Below are 18076 nucleotides of genomic sequence, written 5' to 3' on the forward strand. Positions count from 1 at the left end.
CATTTACGTACAGCAGTTGCCTTGTTTGTCATCTGAATTTCGGAAAATGCAGCATAACTCCGGAGAGAGCAAGCGATTGACTTCGGAATGATTCAGTTCGTAATAACTCCAAGTCCCTTTTGTCTCTCGAATAATCAGATCGGCGTCCAGAAGAATCTTTAAATGATAAGAAAGCTTGGACTGCGGCATACCGACGATATTCACAAGGTCGCATACGCATACGCTTCCCTGTTGAGTCAGTTCGTACATGATTTGAAGTCGCTTCTGATCCGCAAGAGCTTTAAACTTGGTTTCGTACTGGCTAAAATCCCTACTCTCCGCAATTGTCGTATGAACGGGAAGCGGTTTAAACATGCTTCCTTGCCTCCGTTAGCAACAAGCCGCACAGCAGGCAACCGTTGGTTGCTGCTTAAGCGGTATCGGCAATTTCGCGCCTGTCTTAGATTCTTTATCTTGTGACCACATCCAGGCTTTACGTGCTTCTTTTTCAATCTCATTTTGCCGGAAGGATACGAGCTGTTCCGCTGCATAATGGTTCATCAATGGGCCACGCTCCGTTAATCAAATTATTTTGATGTAAAGATCGTAGCATGACAATCCAAGATTTTCAAGATTAAATCAAGTTAATTTGATTAAGCAATCGTAAATAAGCGCTTGCTAATATAATTGTATAATTATATAATCGCCCTGCAGGTTGTTTGAACGACAAGGAAAGGAGTGAACGACTTGCTTCAACCAAGGGAGTCACTCGAAACGCTCGCAGAAACCTTGAAGCTGTTGTCCGATAAAACACGCCTTGCGATCGTTGCCCTTCTCAAGGAGCGGGAGATGTGCGTGTGCGATATCGTGGACATTCTCGAGACGACGCAACCGAACATCAGCCAACATCTGAAGAAGTTAAAGACAGGCGGAATCGTCAAGGAAACGCGTCGCAGCCAGTGGATCTATTACTCGCTAGCTACGGATGATAAACCGTATTTAAACGAACTTCTGAACCGACTTCCTTCCATGAAAGAGAAAATCGATGCCCATGAACCCAACAGCTGCTGTTAATTTAGAGGTATTATGTTAGCTCTCGCTTCCGTCCTGTTTCTCGTCACTTTGATCTTCGTCATATGGCAGCCCAAAGGCTTGAACATAGGCTGGTCCGCTTGCGGCGGGGCCATCGTCGCCTTGATTTGCGGAGTCGTTACCTTCGAGGACGTCTGGGACGTCACGCAAATCGTGTGGAACGCCACGCTCGCCTTCGTTGCCGTCATCCTAATCTCCCTTATCCTGGACGAGATCGGCTTCTTTGAATGGGCAGCTCTGCATATGGCCCGGTTTGCTAAGGGGAACGGCACTCTTATGTTCGCGTATGTCATCTTGCTTGGTGCCGCGGTCGCCGCTTTTTTTGCAAATGATGGAGCTGCCCTTATCTTGACGCCGATCGTATTAGCCATGGTAAGAGCGCTCAAGTTCGATGAACGCATGATCCTGCCATTTATCATGGCCAGCGGGTTTATCTCGGACACCGCCTCCTTACCGCTTGTCGTAAGCAATCTGGTCAATATCGTTTCATCGGACTTTTTCGGCATTGGATTTGTGGAATATGCAGGTCGAATGATCGTCCCCACGCTCTTCTCGATCGCCGCTAGCTTGTTAGTCCTTTATCTCTTCTACCGTCGGAGCATCCCGAAGAAATACGATTTGGGTCATTTAAAGAAGCCGGTAGAGGCCATTAAGGATGCCAGGCTCTTTAAGATCTCTTGGGTGATTCTGGCTGTTCTGCTTGTCGCTTATCTAATGAGCGAATTCATAAACGTTCCCGTCTCGATCATCGCGGGGGCTGCAGCTCTTGTCTTTCTGCTGCTTGCAAGGCAAAGCCGCGAGATTCATACCTGGAAACTCGTTAAGGGCGCTCCGTGGGCTGTAGTGGTCTTCTCCATTGGGATGTATGTCGTCGTCTACGGTTTACGAAATGTCGGATTAACGGATGAACTCGGAGAAGTCTTTAAGCGGGTTGGAGACCAAGGACTGTTCGTTGCGACTATCGGTACAGGCTTCATCGCCGCCATCCTGTCCTCCATCATAAACAATATGCCGACCGTGATGATCGATGCACTGGCCATTCGGGATGCGAACCCGACAGGAGCGATTCGGGAGGCTCTGATCTATGCCAATGTCATCGGATCCGACTTGGGACCAAAGATTACGCCGATTGGTTCGCTCGCAACGTTACTCTGGCTGCACGTTCTCTCGAGCAAGGGCGTCAAAATCTCTTGGGGGACCTACTTCAAAACCGGAATCGTACTGACGATACCTGTCCTCTTCCTTACGCTTGTCGGTCTCTTTTTCTGGCTTAAAGTCGTTGGTTGAACCTTATTGAACACAATTCCATCTAAAAGGGGACATTTCAAATGAGCAACAAACCGTTAGTCTACTTCCTTTGTACGGGCAATTCTTGTCGCAGCCAGATGGCCGATGGCTTTCTAAACTCGCTTGGCGGCGATAAATACGAAGTGCAGAGCGCAGGGCTTGAAGCACATGGCCTGAATCCTCGCGCGGTTCAAGTCATGAAGGAAGCCGGCGTTGATATCGGCGGCAACAGCTCCGATGTTATCGATCCTGATCTCCTGAATCGTGCCGCCTATGTGATCACATTGTGCGGACACGCGGATGAACACTGTCCTGTCATTAGCAATCCAAGCGTAATCAAGTGGCACTGGGGTTTTGACGACCCTGCTAAAGCTACCGGTACGGAAGACGAAATTATGGCGCAGTTCCGCCGCGTTAGAGACGCGATTGAAGAAAGGATTCAGCTATTCGTAGATATAGGAGTATAAAGGAAAGCCGAACCCGTCGTTAAAGACGAGGCTCGGCTTTCTTCAGCGTGGGTCAGGAAATAATCAAATGGGCAGAAAGTAGATGACCGTCGTTACGGTAATCAGGCTAGCGGTTGTCGTTGCCAATACCGTCTGCGAAGCGAAATCCTGCTCGGAGTCGAACTCGACAGCAAGCAGCACGCTGGACAGCGAGGTCGGAACCGCCGACGAGACGATCAATGCCGCTGCCGTCAGATCGTCTATGTTCATGAAGAACCGGAGCACGAATATTGCTCCCCATGCAAGCAGAGGTCCGGCTACCAGACGCAGTATCGTCGCGATTCCGACATCGACCGCCATTTTCCTATTGAAGCCGCCGCTCATACTGCCCAGTTGAACGCCCAGCGTGAACAGCGCCGTGCCGATGAATGCGCTCGACAAGTAACCGACCGAAGTCTCGATGAAGCTTGGAATCGGCGTCTCGAACCCATGCAGGATCAGCGCCAACGGGATGACGTAAATGATCGGCATCGACAGGATCACTTTGCGAATTTGCCGCCAATTTGCCTTATGAGCATTGACGCTGTAGATGCCGTAAGTGTTAGGAATTAGCGATTGCATCATCATGATGATGATCTGGATCGACTGCGTGTAAACGTTGTTCGAGAAAGCAAGCTGATTGATCGGAATGCCGTAGTTGGCGCTATTGTAGAACAGGACGGCATTGCGCATGGCAGCCCTCCTGGCTCCGTCGCTGCCTCGAAGTCTCCCAACGATCTCAACCAACATATACTGCGCGACCATGAACAGGGCGAAGTATAGAAGCACGCTCCCGAACAGCTTGCCGGAGATCGAAGTCGTATAGAGAAGATCGAACATCAGCGCAGGCGAGAACAAATAAAAATTCATCTTGGATAACGTCCGGATATCCAATCGAAAAATCCGCTGCATTACGATTCCTATGCCGATCAAGATGGATAAAGGCAATACGTTGTTCCATAAAACATGCAAAAAGATTTCCACGCGGTTCGTTCAACTCCATGATAACGAAGCGTACGTTCTGTCGTTGCTTCCTAATAAACGTCAAGCCCCATTGTACAACGGAAGAGCCGATCGGGGAAGTTGCCTACGACAACGGCAGCCGATTTACTGTCGGCTGCCGTTGTGTCTTAATGGAGTAATCTTTCCTCTTTAGTCCCAAAAATGACGGAATATTAAAATGGAAAACCAAAGGAAAGCAGCAATCCATAATAAAACAATTAAGCTGCCTACAAACCAGTTTTTTGGTTTTCCGCCCTTTATTCGTTGCTCTGCTTGTACTATGGATTCCTGCAGAACGGCGTCGGGTATCAGCTTTAATGCCAACGTAACGCCTATCGGAACCAATATCAAATCATCCAGATAACCTAATACCGGTATGAAATCCGGAATCAAATCAACGGGACTGAATGCATAGGCGACAACGCATACGGCAAACATTTTTGCATACCAGGGAGTTCGATTATCCTTATAAGCGTAAAACAGAACGTAAACTTTTCTCTTAAGCTGTCTTGCCCACGATTTTAACCTTTCCATCATCCAACCTATTACCCCTATCATGTTGAAAACTATCTCATATCTCTATTATATCATGAACTCACTATAAGCTATTGTTCCCGTTTATTTCATGTTCCACACATCCTTATGTACTCACACACTAACCCAAAGAAGCCGCGATTAACGCGGCATTCGGATCCTGAATTCCTTACGATGATAAAATCAAAACGTATTAAATACATTTTCGCATTCTTCCACGGTCGGTTGATAAAAACAGTGCTTCTTCCATCGTCCTACGAGCGGCTGATTGTACCAAGTTGGCGGACAAGGTCCGGGATTCTCGAACGATCCGGGACGGAAATACCATAGGGAGAATTCGGCCGGCCAATTCCGCTCCCCATTCACGGCCCGTCGCGCCAGGCGGCGTTCCCTGTCTCTTGCGCCTTGGTAATACAATCCATGCTGCAGCGCTTCGAACGCATGCGGCTGTTCGATCATTTGGGGAATGGTCCGGATTCCTTTGAAATCGGAGCAATTCGCTCTTACCCGGTTAATGCCAACATTACCGACAAGGAGCATGCCCATTTCGCCTTCGGTCTCAGCTTCAGCTCGAAGCAACCTTGCCAGCATATCGATGTCCTGTTGCCTAGCCTTTACGACTGCCATTGGCTCACCTCTTTGGATTTCTAGGCTCATTATATTGTAGGCGAAGCTGATGTGTTACATTGGCCAAATAGCGAGCGATAAAAATAGCCGCCTCATCCGTTGATGAAGCGGCTTGTTCTACAACTAATACGGAAGTAATTCGCCGTAGCCGGCACTTTGCTTCACGATACCATCGTTTTTGCCGTATACGAGGCCGACGAACTCGTTCGAGCGATAATTTATAGAAGAATTGGCTTCCGATTTGCGGATTTTCCCTCCTAGGTTGTTGTACCCGACAATCCCTCCGACGTAAGCCGGCCCAGTGGAAGAGGAGTTTATAACGCCGTAAGCGGTCGATTCCTTTATCTTACCGGAGTTGTCGCCCGCTATTCCGCCAAGATGAGAATCGCCGGTGACCGACGCTTTTTCTGTAGAACAATTCTTGATAACCCCATTGACATCATTGGTACCCACGATGCCGCCTCCTACGGAAGCGGTGGTGACCCATACGTAGTACAAGGTACGGCTATTTCGAATAATACCGTTATTATAACCGGCAATAGTTCCAATAGAACCCAGTCCGGTTACGCTAGTACCTTGAATTTCCACGTTGTCAATGGTTCCGTAATTTTGCCCTGCGATGGCGCCGAGCTGATAATTTCCTATAATGCTGGCACTCTCAATCCTTAAATTTTTGACTACGCCGCCTGCTTCGATACGGCTGAACAACCCGTTCCCCACTCCGCGGAAACCTAAGAGCTCGTGATTATTTCCGTCCAACACGCCTGTGAAACTATCTACAGGAATCAATTCCAGGAAACTAAGATTGAGATCCTGACCCAGCTCGAAATGCGCGGACGGATTCAAATGAAGCAACTGAAAGTCCTCGTAACTGCATAAGACGTAAGGCGATTTTTTTGATCCGTCACCGGTTTGCTCACATGTACCCGCTTCCCCTTCCGCTGCATTAACTTGACTAGCTAACGAGAAAACCATAACGACTGCCATAATAACCGTCAATAATCTTTTCACGCGACCAACTCCTTATTCATTTTGAAGGCCTAACAACATTCAGAACCTCTCTACTGCCCCCCCCTAAAGAACTAGAATAGTAAATACAGGTATAATAGTATAATAATGGGGTTGTGATGTTTGTCGGTTTTTGAAGTATTCGTTAAAAAATCAGCGGCATTAAAAACGACAGCCGATCGTAGCGATCGGCTGCCAGTCAAGGGATATCCGTTTTATTCCAAATTACAATCCTGAATCATTCCAACAGACCGAATTTTTCGTATACTTCCAGAGTAACGACACCGTTCGGGATGAGACCGTTCCGCCGTTGAAATTCTTTAAGCGCTATCGTCGTGGAAGATCTGAACTTTCCATCGCATGGACCGTGAAAATATCCCGCGCTTTGCAATCTGTTCTGAACGAGCTGAACCTCAGCCCCGACGTCTCCTTCGCTTACCAATCTCGGTTCTTGATTCGCTTCGCCAAGCACGTGACCGAATATGGTCACTTTCGTTCCGACAGGAATCATTTCGTATAATTCCTCGACGTCGCGATTTCTCATGCGAATGCATCCGTGGCTGGCATGTTGGCCGATGGAGTAAGGTTTGTTGGTTCCGTGAATTCCGTACGTTCCCCAAGGCACATTCAAGCCGATCCAACGGGTTCCGAAGGAAGGTCCCCAATTTTTCCCTTTATAGGTGACGATATATTCTCCGACGGGAGTTGGCGTGGAAGGGTTGCCGACTGCTACCGAGAAGCTTTTATAAGGAATATGGTCCAGATAAACGACAAGCCGATGTCGCTGCGGATACACTTCAATCGTAATAAGTCCGTTATCCTTGACGATCGGAAGCGCTGGACTCGCATGGGTATGTATCGGCAGGAATGCTTGGATGAAAAATAAAATGATCAGTGTGCCGCATATTTGATATCGGTATCGGTTCATTACCACTCACCTGTTTTATTTTCCGTTAGCTTGACCAGAATCCAGGAAATCATGCAAACATTCAATGCTTTCCCTGATTATTGAAACGCTGCCTTTATGAAATCCACTATTCGGGTTCGTAGTTCATCGCCATTCTCCCCTCTTTTATACATATCCGTGCCGTGAAATCCGCTCTCGTCAATGACGAGTTCTTTCTGCTCCGCGCCGGAGGCTTCGTACAACTGGCGAACCTGCTTTTCAACCGCTCCAAGCATGTCTCCCGGGGATACGACAAACAAAGAAGGGGCGCTTATTTGTTTGACGCTTGGAATGGCATCCAAGGTCGGACCGCATTGTGCGGGGGAAGAGAGGATAAGAAGTCCCTGGATGGGCAGCTGTTGACGGACTCCAGAGATAATGGCTGTCGTCCCTCCGCAAGAAGCGCCTGCGAGGAAAACGCGTTCCGCTCCTTGGCGTTCGAGTTCATTAAGGGCGGCTTCGGCGTCAAGGTCAATGGAATCCGTGTTATCCGTTTGCTGCGAAGCCCCATGAGCCCGATATTCGGGAAGCACGACCAGGTATCCCTGTTCGGCCAATTCGGTTCCCATATCGAGAAAAGAGCATATGCTGTAGCCTTGCTCATGGGCGAGCAAGATGCCGTCGGTACCGCTCCCCAAGACAAGCGCCGAAAGATACATCCCATCGCTCGTCTTTAACGTCGCAGCATGAGATCGCAGTTCTTCGGGAACGCAGCTATTAACCGGATACCCCTTATCCGATAGTACCGTTCGGTCAGGCCAAGCGGATTCATATGGAACCGGAGGAAACTCGGGCGCTTGGGGCGCATCCGTTGGCGGGGTCTCCTGTTTAATCGTATCCGTTGGCTGGACACTTGATATTGGCGTTGTCGATATGGCCTGTTGATCCGGTTCGTCATCGGATTGGCTTGTACAACCCACGGCGGAAACAAGCGCGGCAACGAGAAAGAGAATGGTCAACGCTCGTAACCCTGCGCTTCTGCTAGAAAATCTATTTCTATTCATGTGAATTGCTCCTTCATAGGATATTCGGTCGGAATCTATTATTCTCGCCAGCTCGCCTTATCTTTTACCGTCTTACCCGCATGCCGTCCATCAGGAAGTCTTTCGCGCTATGCAAAATAACTTCTTGTTGAGGAAACAATCCTTCGGAAATCCCTGCGACGAACGAATTTTTGTCGGCAATCGTAACGGGTGTTTCCACCGCGCGATAGGCGTTGCCCAGCGGTCCGCTGTCGGTATCTAGCGTAAAGACGTATGCGCTGCGCTCATCATAGTGAATGGCTTCGTTCGGCACAGTAATCATCGAATTTTCGCTCTCTTTGGAAATGGCGATCTTCACGCGCTCTCCGCCTTGCAGCTTCGTATCCTTTATTTCAATCCTGACGACGCTGTGGGGCAAGACGGACGGAAGCTCCCCTGTATTTCCTCCGGACGAGGAATTGACTTGCTCCGGCAAGCTTTCCTTGATGTCGACAATCGCGCCTGTAAGTTGTCTGCTATCCCTGCCTATTAACGAGATTTGGTCTAGATCTTCTCCGATTTCCAGCAAATTCGCGACATCTCCCGGGATTTGGCATTCGATTGCGAACCCTTTGGCAGAATCCGTCAGGACGAGCTCTGGCGAGCCTGATGAAGCGAAACCGACCGCGGCATTAAGCCGGGTAACGACGCCGTCAAACGGGGCAACGGACTGTCGGTTCTCGGCAAGGTCCTTCTCCAGTTGCTGGATATGGCGCTGCTGCGTGGAAAGATCGAGCTTGGCCGTTTCGATTGCGACTCTGGCATTTTCCTTCTTTTGTTCGTCGCCGCTTATCGCCGCTTCCCTATAATTGCTTTGCAGCAGGCTCATGGACAAGGTTGATTTTTTCAATTCCGTTTGCATGTCCAGCAACTGTTCTCTGGTCTCGCTGTCGTCATACACGATCAACGGTTGGCCTTGCGTGACAGGATCGCCTGCTTTGACAAGGATCCGCGCGACCTTCCAGCCTGCCGGATTCACAATCTCTTTTGATTCCTTAGGCATGACAGTCGCCGTGCCCTCGTATGGATGAAGAATCGTTCCCGAACCGGCGGAAGCGAGATACACTCTCGGCAGCGCCAAGTTTCTCAGCGTGTTTCCGGCAAGCGTACATCCAACCAGCAATGCCAAGAACAGGCCTGTCAGCAACCGGAGCTTTTTTCTCCTGGATGAAGTCATCCTCTCTTCCATGACCGTCACTCCCGAATTATCCTTTGATGCCCGATTGCTGAATGCCTTCCACGAAATAAGATTCCGCATAAAGAAATAGCAAGACCATCGGGGCCATGTACAACGCGGACGCGGCAAAGCCAACGCCCCGCGCCGATTGATTGATTTGCGCCAAGAACAGCGATAGCGGCTGTTTCGCCGCATCTTGCAGAAAGATCAACGGTTGTTCGACCATATTCCAGTAATCGACGAACAGCAGCACCGCAAGCGCCGCCAACCCGGGCTTGGCAAGCGGAAGCAGGATCCGCGCGAAAATAATCCCATGACCGGCGCCGTCCATCTTGGCCGCTTCCATCAGCGCATAAGGGATATGGGACATAAACTGCCGCATCATAAAGACTCCGAAAGCGCCGAAGATGCCAGGCAATATAATAGCCAACTCGTGATCCATCAGTCCGAGCCGATCCATGATTAAATAGTTGGGTACGAGCGTTACCTGAAACGGCATCAGCATCGTCATCACATAAACCAGAAACAACTGATCTCGCCCCCAGAACCGAAGCTTGGCAAATGCATATGCGGCCAAAGAACCGATTAGTGTCTGCCCTGCGACAATCGGAAGCACGAGGGCTATCGAATTCCAGAACATCCTCAGAAACTTCGGGCTTAGGATCAACACCTGCGCATATTGCCGAATCGTCAACCAATCCGGCAGCAGCTTCAGATTAACGAATGCAGCCTGTCCGCCGGCGGGAGCTTCGGCCATCTTCCCGAGCAAATCGTAATTCCGTCCGATCTCCTCCTCCGTCATGAATGAATTCAGCACGGTGAAAGCAATGGGGAACAGCATCGCGGCAGCGAATGCGCCTAGCGCAAGGGATAGCAAGAGCCTCGACAATCGGGTTTGATGCGCCATTTATCGTCCTCCTGTATTAGTCGGTAAACTCGCGAAACTGTCGTTCGACGCGAAGCAATCCCGACACCAGCAAGAGGATGCAGCCGAACATGAGCGTTGCTGCCGCCGTCAATTTTTGAACATTCAAGGAGAAGAACATGTTATTCATGTAATGCTGGAGCATGTACAATCGATCATAAGGATAATCTCCGGCCAGCAGATAGGTTTCCCGAAAGACTTTGAACGAGTTGATGACCGAGATCAACAAGACAAAGAACATCGTCGGCGATAAATAGACAAGCGTTATATGGCGAAATCGATAGAGCCTTCCCGCGCCTTCAAGAGAAGCCGTCTCGTAGTAATCCCTCGGGATCGATTGCAGCCCTGCCAGAAATAAAATCATATTGTAGCCGATGTTTTTCCATACATACATGACCGCAATAATGCTCATCGACCAATAGGACTGCATCCAATCTACTCTTGCCCGCCCCACCCGATCGAACCAAGCGTTTAGGCTTCCGTTCCAATCGAATAGAATCTGCCAGACCGTCACGACGGAAACGACGGGCACGACCAGCGGCAGCATGATCGAAGTGCGAATCCATCCTCGAAAGTAAAGTACTCTGTTAAGCAACACGGCGAGCGTTAAGGATAAAGCAATGAGAATGGGAACGCCGATGCCGGTGAACAAGAGCGTGTTCTGCGCAGCCTTCCGAAAAGAGCCGCTGCGCAGCAGCTCTATGTAGTTCTCTAATCCGACAATAGAGCCTCCGGGAGTCCCATCCGTAAAAGATTCGTATAGCCCGATCAGAAAAGGGAGAAGGTAGAGCATCGAAAAGCCGATCAAACTTGGCGCCAAGAAGATCGCGGCGACGAACCCGTCTCCGCGCAAGCGCCCCTTACTCATTCAACAAGGTATTCGCCTTGTTCTGAATCAGCCGGGCGACATCTTCGGCAGATTTCTGTCCGGCAAAATAGGCTGCGGACTCCGCGACGACAATGTCCAACACTTTGCCGGATTCGTTTCTTTCCTGAGCCGCTTGATTAACGAAGTCTTCGAGCCGATCGAGCTTAGCCGCATCCACCCGGAACTCTTTTCCTTGCAAAGGTCCCGTTTTATCGGGGGCGATGGTTCCCTTATCCTTCAGCTCTTGAACATCCTCCATATAGCGCTGCTTATTTATGGGAAACCCAAACGAGGTATGATTCATTAAGTACTTCAGAAACTCCCACGATTCGTCTCTCACGCTAGACTTCGCGTTTATGCCAAGGTTATATTCCTTAGTGAAAGCAGCTCCCGCCGCGGCGCCTGTCGCATGAGGTTTGGCATAGAAAGCGGTTTGATCTCCGAACGCCTGCAAGCTGGTCAGGTAGTCCGTTGGGGAATTGATCGTGACATTCGTGAAATAAGCCGGTCCTCCGGCGATAATCCCATCGTCGAACATGCCTTTGATCTGCTTCAGCAGTTCGGAGAAGTCTTGGGAATCAAAGCTGGCCTTCCGCTTGGCCTCGTCCACGAACCATCCATAGTTATCGGTCACAATGCTTCTAACGAAGAAGTCGGTACCGGCCGCGGCGATCATCCCTTCCCCGTTGCCGATGACAGTCTTATAGGGACCTTTGGCTGCGAGCAGCTTCTGACCCGTGGCAATGAAGTCGTTCCATGTCCAGTTCCGGTCATCGATCTTGACGCCGGTTTGGGCAATGGCAGCCTGGTCGCCGATCATGCCGCCAAGACTGAACGTCAACGGAACGCTGAACAACCCCTCTTCGTTCCTTCCGCTCTCCAGCACATGGGTGAAATAATCGGATTTGTCGAATGTTTGGTCTTGATCCATTCGTTTCCCCAATTCATCCAGCAGACGATGAGCGGTATAGTCCTCTGCGGACAGGTATCGAAGATCCATAAGATCGGGGCCTTTGCCTGCCAGCATGGCCGCATTCGTCGAAGTGATGTACTTCTCCATATCCGCATTCAATTGCGCTTCGTCTCCGCCCTCATCGCTATAGGGGGTAGATAAGCCGTATTGAAGCTTGATTTCGATATCGGGGTGAGTGGCTTCATATTCCTTTTTGGCCTGCTCGTATTGCTCGTTCGGCCAGAAGGCGGAGAACACGATCGTTTTGCGCTCTCCGGAAGAAGGGTCATCGAGCGCGTTGCCTGTTCCGGCAGAAGCGTTCCGAGTCTGGTTTGTCTCCTGATCCGCGCCGGTATTCTCTTGGCTGCCGTCGGTGCCGGGAGTGGCATTGCACGCGGCCAAGGATAAGGTTACTAAAGAAAGGGTAATCCACTTCCAACTCCATTTTGGCATCCTGTCTTGCTCCTTTGTTCGTAGGATAGAATCTCACTATACAAAACAGATGTCTCCAAATCGTCGTTCAGTTGTGAACAAATTGTCTCCGAAAGGGCGGCTAGAAAACAAAAGAACCATAAGCTCCATGCGAGCTTATGGTTCTGAGAGCTTATGGTTCTTCTTAATAGCGAAGAGAAACGCGCCGATTTATTTCATCGGAATATCACGACCAGCGTTTGACGCTGCGCCACGCCTGATTCGGGAGGAACGGGCATGGGGACGGTTTGATCGGACGAAACGTACCACTTGCTGCCGTCTATCAGCAAAGCGCCGCCCCCCCTGTTCCAGATTAACTGCTCCGGAATAACGCCTTGGTAAACGGATTTCAAGTAGAGGATATTGTTTCCCTGCAGTTTGCCCGCAAAGACCGATTCCTTCTCCAGTTGGGTATAGGCTATCGACTTCCGGTCGGGCGAGAGGCTAAAAAAACCTACCTTTTCAAGCAAAATAGAGAGGTCGCGGTTCCGGTCGTCATATTGATATAAGGTGCCATCCTGCCCCAAAAACAGAAATCGGTCGTCATCCACCCATACGCTGTCCGTTGCGCCGCTGGCATGGTCGTATTGCAACTCAAAATCCGTTCCATTCCGCTTGGCCATGAAAACCTTTGTTCCGTCATCGATCAGCGCACGGTTGCCATCGTCGGATAAGACTACCGAAGCGGGTTGTTCGATTTTGTGATTTCCATTGATCGGAATCGGTTGAAGTTCTCCCTTCGTCCTATCGTAGACCATGATCCAAGCCTGGTTGCTTCCGTTCTCCGCTGCCATAAAAGAAACATATTGATCATTGGCGGACCAGCGCAATGTTCTCGAAGAAATCTCTTGCGAAGGGTTTAAATTGACGTCGACACGCTGGACATCTTGATTCGGAATGGCGGTCAGCGTAAATTCTTTGCCTGCTAATCCGGCTAGCCATTGGCCATCCGGCGACAGTTGGAGCATTCCGGGAGGATAATCGGCTGCTCGGACCAGCGGCACAGGGGAATCATATGGCGGAGCCAGCCTCTGCAATAAATTCGGTCTGTGCGCTTCTTCGGCCGCTCGCCCTCCATCATCCGGCAACAGTCCTGCTAGATCTTCCTCATTCAACCAGCCTAGCCATTCCGTTCGGCTGTCCAAGGTTTCCGGGAGACGAAATATCGTTTGGACCTGAAAAGGGCTTCCGGGTTCGGACATCTCTTGTTCGAATTCCGTTCCGGAAATTACGATGGTTTCATAGCCGGAGCGTCCGAAACACCCTGTCAGCGGCAGCAGGAGAAGGAAGGCTATCAGGGGTACGTTTTTTTTCCAACGGTGAATCATATTTGCGCATTCCCTCCAGCTTCGGGCACTTCGACGAAGACGGTAGTCCGACGATTCAAGCTTTCCATGCGGATACTCCCGCCATGCTCCTCTACGATGGACTTTACGATGCTGAGACCAAGTCCGATACTCCCATCCTCCTTCTTAGAGCGTTCTCCCGAGTAAAAAGGCTTAAAGACGCTCGCCAGCTTGTCAGGAGGCACCGTTTCTCCGACATTGCTAAAGGCAAGGTGAACGGTCGAGGCCGTATGCCGAGCCGAAACCATGATTTCGGAATGGGGGGAACTATATTTAATGGCATTGTCAAGCAAATTGATGAAGAGCTGGCGAAGACGATCCGCTTGTCCATGGACCGTCAAGTCTGGCTCCGATTCAAGGCGAATGTGCTTCTTGTAGCGTTTGGCTCTCATGTCCATCGTTTCGCACACATCATGAAGCAAAGAATCGATCTTTACGGGTTCAGCCTCGTCATTCCCGATCTTTCTACGCGATACTTCCAGCAAGTTAAGCACCATGCCGTGAAGCCTCCGGCTTTCCTCCACGATATGCCGCATGCCTTTATCGAAAAAAGATTTATCGTTCTCTCCATTCTCGCGAATGATTTCAGCATAGCCCAAGATGGAAGTGAGAGGCGTTTTAAGCTCATGCGTGACATTGTCAAAAAAGCTTTTTTCCTGTTCGTTCAACATCTTCAATCGGTCGCGGTCGCGTGCGATCGTCTCGATTTGCCTGCTGATTTGGGCAATCATATCGTTAAAATTGTTCGTTAGTCGTCCGATTTCATCTTTTCTTCGGAAAGAGAGGCGAATATCCAAATTGCCTTTAATGACCGAAGTGGATGCGCGCGTTAATTGCACAAGCGGACTGGTAATGTGCCGGGAAAGCAGATAAGAGAACAGGAAAGCGACCGCGAATATGGCTAGCGCAATATAAAAAATCAACCGCCGTATTTGACTGCTCTGTTCGTACAGGGTCGAGAAGTCTTTGGAAAATCGCAGGATGCCGACTTTAACGCCATCGACGATAACCGGATAGGAGAAGAGTACCGTCCCCCTGCTGCCGTTATGCATAATGGTGAAGGCCGCTTTGCCCTCGGTGGCCAATCGAAGGTCCTCTGCCGGCATATCCGTAAATATTGTCGGGTTGGACGAATAGTGCAAACGGCCATCGACGGTATAGGCACTCACATCGTTCGAGGTTGCGCGATGCAGGTCGTTGACCATCTCCTCAGCCATCTGTCCGAAATAGGAATCGTTGTTCGTATAATGATTGATGAGAAAAGCTTGCCTGACGAAGATGTTGCTATTGTTTTTAAGCCCGATGAGGTCCGAGGCGATGAGCTTCTGATTGCTTCGTTGGACGTATTCTTCCACCGCGAAGTTGAGCACGAGAAAGGAAACGCTGAAAATAAGGAAAAAACCGACGACAAACTTTGCCCTTATCGTCCTGAACATCTCTATTCCGCCCGTTTCTCGAACTTATAACCGACGCCGAAGACGGTCGTAATCAGGTCGGCAGCATCAAGCTTCTTGCGAAGCCGCTGAATATGGGTATCCACCGTTCGCATCTCTCCGGGAAAATCGTAGCCCCAAACGACATCGAGCAACTCAGCTCGCGTATAAATTTTGCCCTTCGAATGGTACAGTGCCATCAATAAATCAAATTCCTTAGGAGTCAATTCAACGGGCTCGTCCGCTTTGGTGACAAGCCGTTCATCGGGATGAATGGCGATATCGCGAAAGCGAATGACTTCGTTAGAAGGCTCTTCTTTGTGATTTTGCAGCTGAGCGATTCGCCGAAGCAACGTCCGAACCCGTGCCACCACTTCGCGCAAGTCGAACGGTTTGGTAATATAATCGTCCGCCCCGAATTCCAGGCCAAGTATTTTATCCGTAATATCGGAGCGGGCAGTAATCATGAGAATCGGCAGATTATAGCGGGCGGTCACCTGCTTGCAGATGTCCAGACCGCTAATATCGGGCAGCATCCAATCCAGAAGCAACAAGTCCGGACGGAAATTCTCCAATTGTCGAAGTCCGTCTACTCCATCGAGCGCCGTTCTTATTTCGAAGCCTTCGCGAGTTAACCCATAGGCCAGCAAATCCGCAATCGCCTCTTCGTCCTCAATAATCAGGATTTTTGTTTTTTCCACCAGACTCCCTCTCCTTCGAGTGAAACTTGGTCGGCAATCTCTTCAATATAAGGGAGAGATATCATCAAATCTTGACCAACATGTCAACAAAATGTCTCTAAATCTTGCATGACCTGCGATTTCTCTTGCAGTGTAGTATACACGAGAATGATGGGTAAGCAATACAATTTAATAATAGGTGGATATATATGACTCAAACGCAAAAAAAGACGAAAGAGCTACATTTGCCTGAATCGGGCGGGATGCGGCTAGACATACATTAGCAAGCAGGAGGTGTGTCTAAGCTTGAGAACATCCACGCGAAGAAACGTTTTGAGTAAATGGCTCAAGACTAAGGCGATTTTAAAAGATCCCGCCGTTCGGGGGCTGGTGCCGGAAACGCGCAGAATGAATGAAAAATCGCTGCGCGAAATGCTTGACCGTTATAAAATGGTCTATATCAAACCCGAAACGGGCACATACGGCAACGGTGTCATGCGCGTGGAACAAGGCAACGGCTTCTATTCCTATCAGGCGGACGAACGAAAGCGAGTGTTTACATCGTTCCGATCCATGTATCGGTCTATCGTGCGCGACAAACGCAAACGTCCTTATTTGGTTCAGAAAGGAATTCATCTTCTGAAATACAAGGGCCGCCGGTTCGATATCCGCGTCATGGTTCAACGCGATTCTAAGCGCGCTTGGGAGATGACCGCTATGATCGGAAGGGTCGCTCACCCGAAGAAGATCGTGACGAACTACCATAGCGGCGGCAAACCGACGGATGTTCGGAAATTGCTGAGGCCGTTTGCTTCCGCAGAGAAGCTGTCCCGAATCGAGAAGGCCCTCTCCAATGCCGGCTATGATGCCGCCAAAGCTCTCAGCCGCACCTATCCCGGTCTCAACATGATCGGCGCGGACATCGGCTTGGATACTCGACTTCGCCCATGGATCATCGAGTTGAACACGAATCCCGATCCTTATATCTTCCGTCACTTAGCTGACAAGAGCATATCGCGTAAAGTGCTAAGATACGCCAGAGCCTTGAAACGAATACCTCCGGCCCATAACAAGCCGGTACCATGAAACGTAGAACGAAGTTATAAAAATACGACATCCGCCGAAAAATCCGGTCCGGATGTCGTATTTTCGTTCATACGTTAACATGAGTTATTTCGAGGGTTCATAATGAACATGGACTTCGATGACTTCCGATGATTTCTTCAATTCGGTTTCGACGTTGGTAGCGATATCATGCGCTTCTCTGAATTTTAAGTCTCTCTTTATCGAGAGGACGACGTCAATGACGGCGTTGCTGCCGTAAGACCTTGCTCGCAATTCCTTGACGGCTTCGACCCCTTCCACCTGCTGTACCTTCTCCCTGAATTCTTGAATCGTTTTCTCATCGAATCCGTCGGACAAGTGATGGGAGGCTTCGCGGAAAATATCCCAGGCCGTTTTGCAGATGATTAGCCCTATTAACACGGCGGTAACGGGATCCAGCCAAGGCAGGTTGAACTGAGAACCGACGATTCCGACCACCGTTCCGATGCTTACTAACGCATCCGAGATGTTGTCTTTGGCCGCGGCCATGACGGCTTGGCTCTTTGTACGGTTCGCAAGGCTTTTGTTGTAACGGTACGCGAAGTACATAACGACTGCACAGAACAGCCCCGTCCATATGGAGATCAGGTCAGGCGATTGCTCGCTTCCGCGAAATACGGTCGTAACCGCATTGATAAGAACCTCTAACCCGACAGCCATCATGATAAAAGAAGCGATCAATGAAGCGATCGTTTCCGATTTCCAATGCCCGTACGGATGGTCCTTATCTGCCGGTTTCTGCGCTAATTTTAATCCGATGAGAACGGCGATCGAAGCGACGATATCGGTGGCATTGTTCAAGCCGTCCGCCCTTAAGGCCTCCGAACCGGATAGATTCCCTATTATTAACTTCAGTGCCGATAGGAAAATGTAGGCTAAGATGCTTACGATGGCGCCTCGTTCGCCTAATTTTAAATTATCGTACCGCTGCTGCTGCTCCATTCTCCCGGTAACTCCCTTCCGATTGTATCGCGTACTCCATGATATCAACCGGAATTCGTGTGGGTCTAGAGAAACGTTTTTTCACTGGAATCAAAAAATAGCTTGTGCCAAACAAGTTTGCCTCCTACCAACAAAGGTCTCAGGAATAGAGAACCAATAACCCCTTGGTTAGAGATTATAGGCTCTCTTCCATTCC

19 protein-coding genes are annotated in these 18076 nt (G+C 49.8%); 4 read left to right on the forward strand and 15 right to left on the reverse strand.

From position 1 onward, the window contains the following. Window positions 1-3 precede the first annotated feature (3 nt). Window positions 4-354: an ArsR/SmtB family transcription factor gene (locus tag H7B67_RS23390; protein WP_185122267.1), complete on the reverse strand. Its 351-nt coding sequence runs from the start codon at window positions 352-354 to the stop codon at window positions 4-6. Window positions 355-726: 372 nt separating this feature from the next. Here H7B67_RS23390 and H7B67_RS23395 point away from each other — a divergent pair, with 372 nt between their 5' ends. From H7B67_RS23395 to arsC, 3 genes are read left to right on the forward strand one after another with little or no spacing between them, the layout of a single operon-like run. Then, complete coding sequence (locus H7B67_RS23395; RefSeq protein ID WP_185122268.1) at window positions 727-1053, forward strand: ArsR/SmtB family transcription factor; 327 nt, start codon at window positions 727-729, stop codon at window positions 1051-1053. A gap of 12 nt (window positions 1054-1065) precedes the next feature. Then, window positions 1066-2358 carry an arsenic transporter gene (locus H7B67_RS23400; protein ID WP_185122269.1) on the forward strand — a complete coding sequence of 431 codons (1293 nt, stop codon included), beginning with the start codon at window positions 1066-1068 and terminating at the stop codon, window positions 2356-2358. A 41-nt stretch (window positions 2359-2399) separates the two neighbouring features. After that, a complete protein-coding gene (gene arsC, locus H7B67_RS23405) occupies window positions 2400-2825 on the forward strand; it encodes an arsenate reductase (thioredoxin) (protein ID WP_185122270.1) in 426 nt (141 codons plus the stop codon). A gap of 63 nt (window positions 2826-2888) precedes the next feature. Here the strand turns inward: arsC and H7B67_RS23410 are convergent, their stop codons facing one another. The 13 genes from H7B67_RS23410 to H7B67_RS23470 all read right to left on the reverse strand — a co-directional run bounded on the left by H7B67_RS23410 (window position 2889) and on the right by H7B67_RS23470 (window position 15855). After that, window positions 2889-3827: an AEC family transporter gene (locus tag H7B67_RS23410; RefSeq protein WP_185122271.1), complete on the reverse strand. Its 939-nt coding sequence runs from the start codon at window positions 3825-3827 to the stop codon at window positions 2889-2891. Window positions 3828-3995: 168 nt separating this feature from the next. After that, complete coding sequence (locus H7B67_RS23415; protein ID WP_185122272.1) at window positions 3996-4382, reverse strand: YkvA family protein; 387 nt, start codon at window positions 4380-4382, stop codon at window positions 3996-3998. Window positions 4383-4562: 180 nt separating this feature from the next. Beyond that, a complete protein-coding gene (locus tag H7B67_RS23420) occupies window positions 4563-5006 on the reverse strand; it encodes a cell wall hydrolase (protein ID WP_185122273.1) in 444 nt (147 codons plus the stop codon). A gap of 123 nt (window positions 5007-5129) precedes the next feature. Then, window positions 5130-6017: a M26 family metallopeptidase gene (locus H7B67_RS23425; RefSeq protein WP_185122274.1), complete on the reverse strand. Its 888-nt coding sequence runs from the start codon at window positions 6015-6017 to the stop codon at window positions 5130-5132. Between the two features lie 235 nt (window positions 6018-6252). Then, a complete protein-coding gene (locus H7B67_RS23430; RefSeq protein WP_185122275.1) occupies window positions 6253-6942 on the reverse strand; it encodes a L,D-transpeptidase family protein in 690 nt (229 codons plus the stop codon). A gap of 77 nt (window positions 6943-7019) precedes the next feature. After that, entirely contained in the window at window positions 7020-7964 is a 945-nt protein-coding gene (locus tag H7B67_RS23435) for an alpha/beta hydrolase (protein ID WP_185122276.1), read from the reverse strand. A gap of 64 nt (window positions 7965-8028) precedes the next feature. Further along, window positions 8029-9171: an efflux RND transporter periplasmic adaptor subunit gene (locus H7B67_RS23440; RefSeq protein ID WP_185122277.1), complete on the reverse strand. Its 1143-nt coding sequence runs from the start codon at window positions 9169-9171 to the stop codon at window positions 8029-8031. Window positions 9172-9187: 16 nt separating this feature from the next. After that, on the reverse strand, window positions 9188-10066 hold the full coding sequence (locus H7B67_RS23445) for a carbohydrate ABC transporter permease (protein WP_185122278.1): 879 nt from the start codon (window positions 10064-10066) through the stop codon (window positions 9188-9190). Window positions 10067-10082: 16 nt separating this feature from the next. After that, window positions 10083-10952: a carbohydrate ABC transporter permease gene (locus H7B67_RS23450; RefSeq protein WP_185122279.1), complete on the reverse strand. Its 870-nt coding sequence runs from the start codon at window positions 10950-10952 to the stop codon at window positions 10083-10085. Continuing rightward, window positions 10945-12357 carry an ABC transporter substrate-binding protein gene (locus H7B67_RS23455; RefSeq protein WP_185122280.1) on the reverse strand — a complete coding sequence of 471 codons (1413 nt, stop codon included), beginning with the start codon at window positions 12355-12357 and terminating at the stop codon, window positions 10945-10947. Before H7B67_RS23455 ends, H7B67_RS23450 begins: the two co-directional genes overlap by 8 nt. 194 nt (window positions 12358-12551) lie before the next feature. Further along, entirely contained in the window at window positions 12552-13703 is a 1152-nt protein-coding gene (locus H7B67_RS23460; protein WP_185122281.1) for a TolB-like translocation protein, read from the reverse strand. Then, window positions 13700-15157, reverse strand: a complete 1458-nt coding sequence (locus H7B67_RS23465) for a HAMP domain-containing sensor histidine kinase (RefSeq protein WP_185122282.1) — start codon at window positions 15155-15157, stop codon at window positions 13700-13702. The genes H7B67_RS23460 and H7B67_RS23465 overlap by 4 nt, the downstream gene beginning before the upstream one ends. Before the next feature lie 2 nt (window positions 15158-15159). Continuing rightward, window positions 15160-15855, reverse strand: coding sequence for a response regulator (locus H7B67_RS23470; RefSeq protein ID WP_185122283.1), 696 nt, complete (start codon window positions 15853-15855; stop codon window positions 15160-15162). A gap of 273 nt (window positions 15856-16128) precedes the next feature. Here H7B67_RS23470 and H7B67_RS23475 point away from each other — a divergent pair, with 273 nt between their 5' ends. After that, window positions 16129-16920: a YheC/YheD family protein gene (locus tag H7B67_RS23475; RefSeq protein ID WP_342592416.1), complete on the forward strand. Its 792-nt coding sequence runs from the start codon at window positions 16129-16131 to the stop codon at window positions 16918-16920. A gap of 84 nt (window positions 16921-17004) precedes the next feature. Here H7B67_RS23475 and H7B67_RS23480 read toward each other — a convergent pair whose 3' ends face one another. Continuing rightward, the gene (locus H7B67_RS23480; protein WP_185122285.1) at window positions 17005-17880 is read right to left on the reverse strand and encodes a cation diffusion facilitator family transporter; all 876 of its coding nucleotides are present in this window, start codon (window positions 17878-17880) and stop codon (window positions 17005-17007) included. Between the last annotated feature and the right edge of the window lie 196 nt (window positions 17881-18076).

Source organism: Cohnella thailandensis, from assembly GCF_014212135.1.
GTDB lineage: Bacteria > Bacillota > Bacilli > Paenibacillales > Paenibacillaceae > Cohnella > Cohnella thailandensis.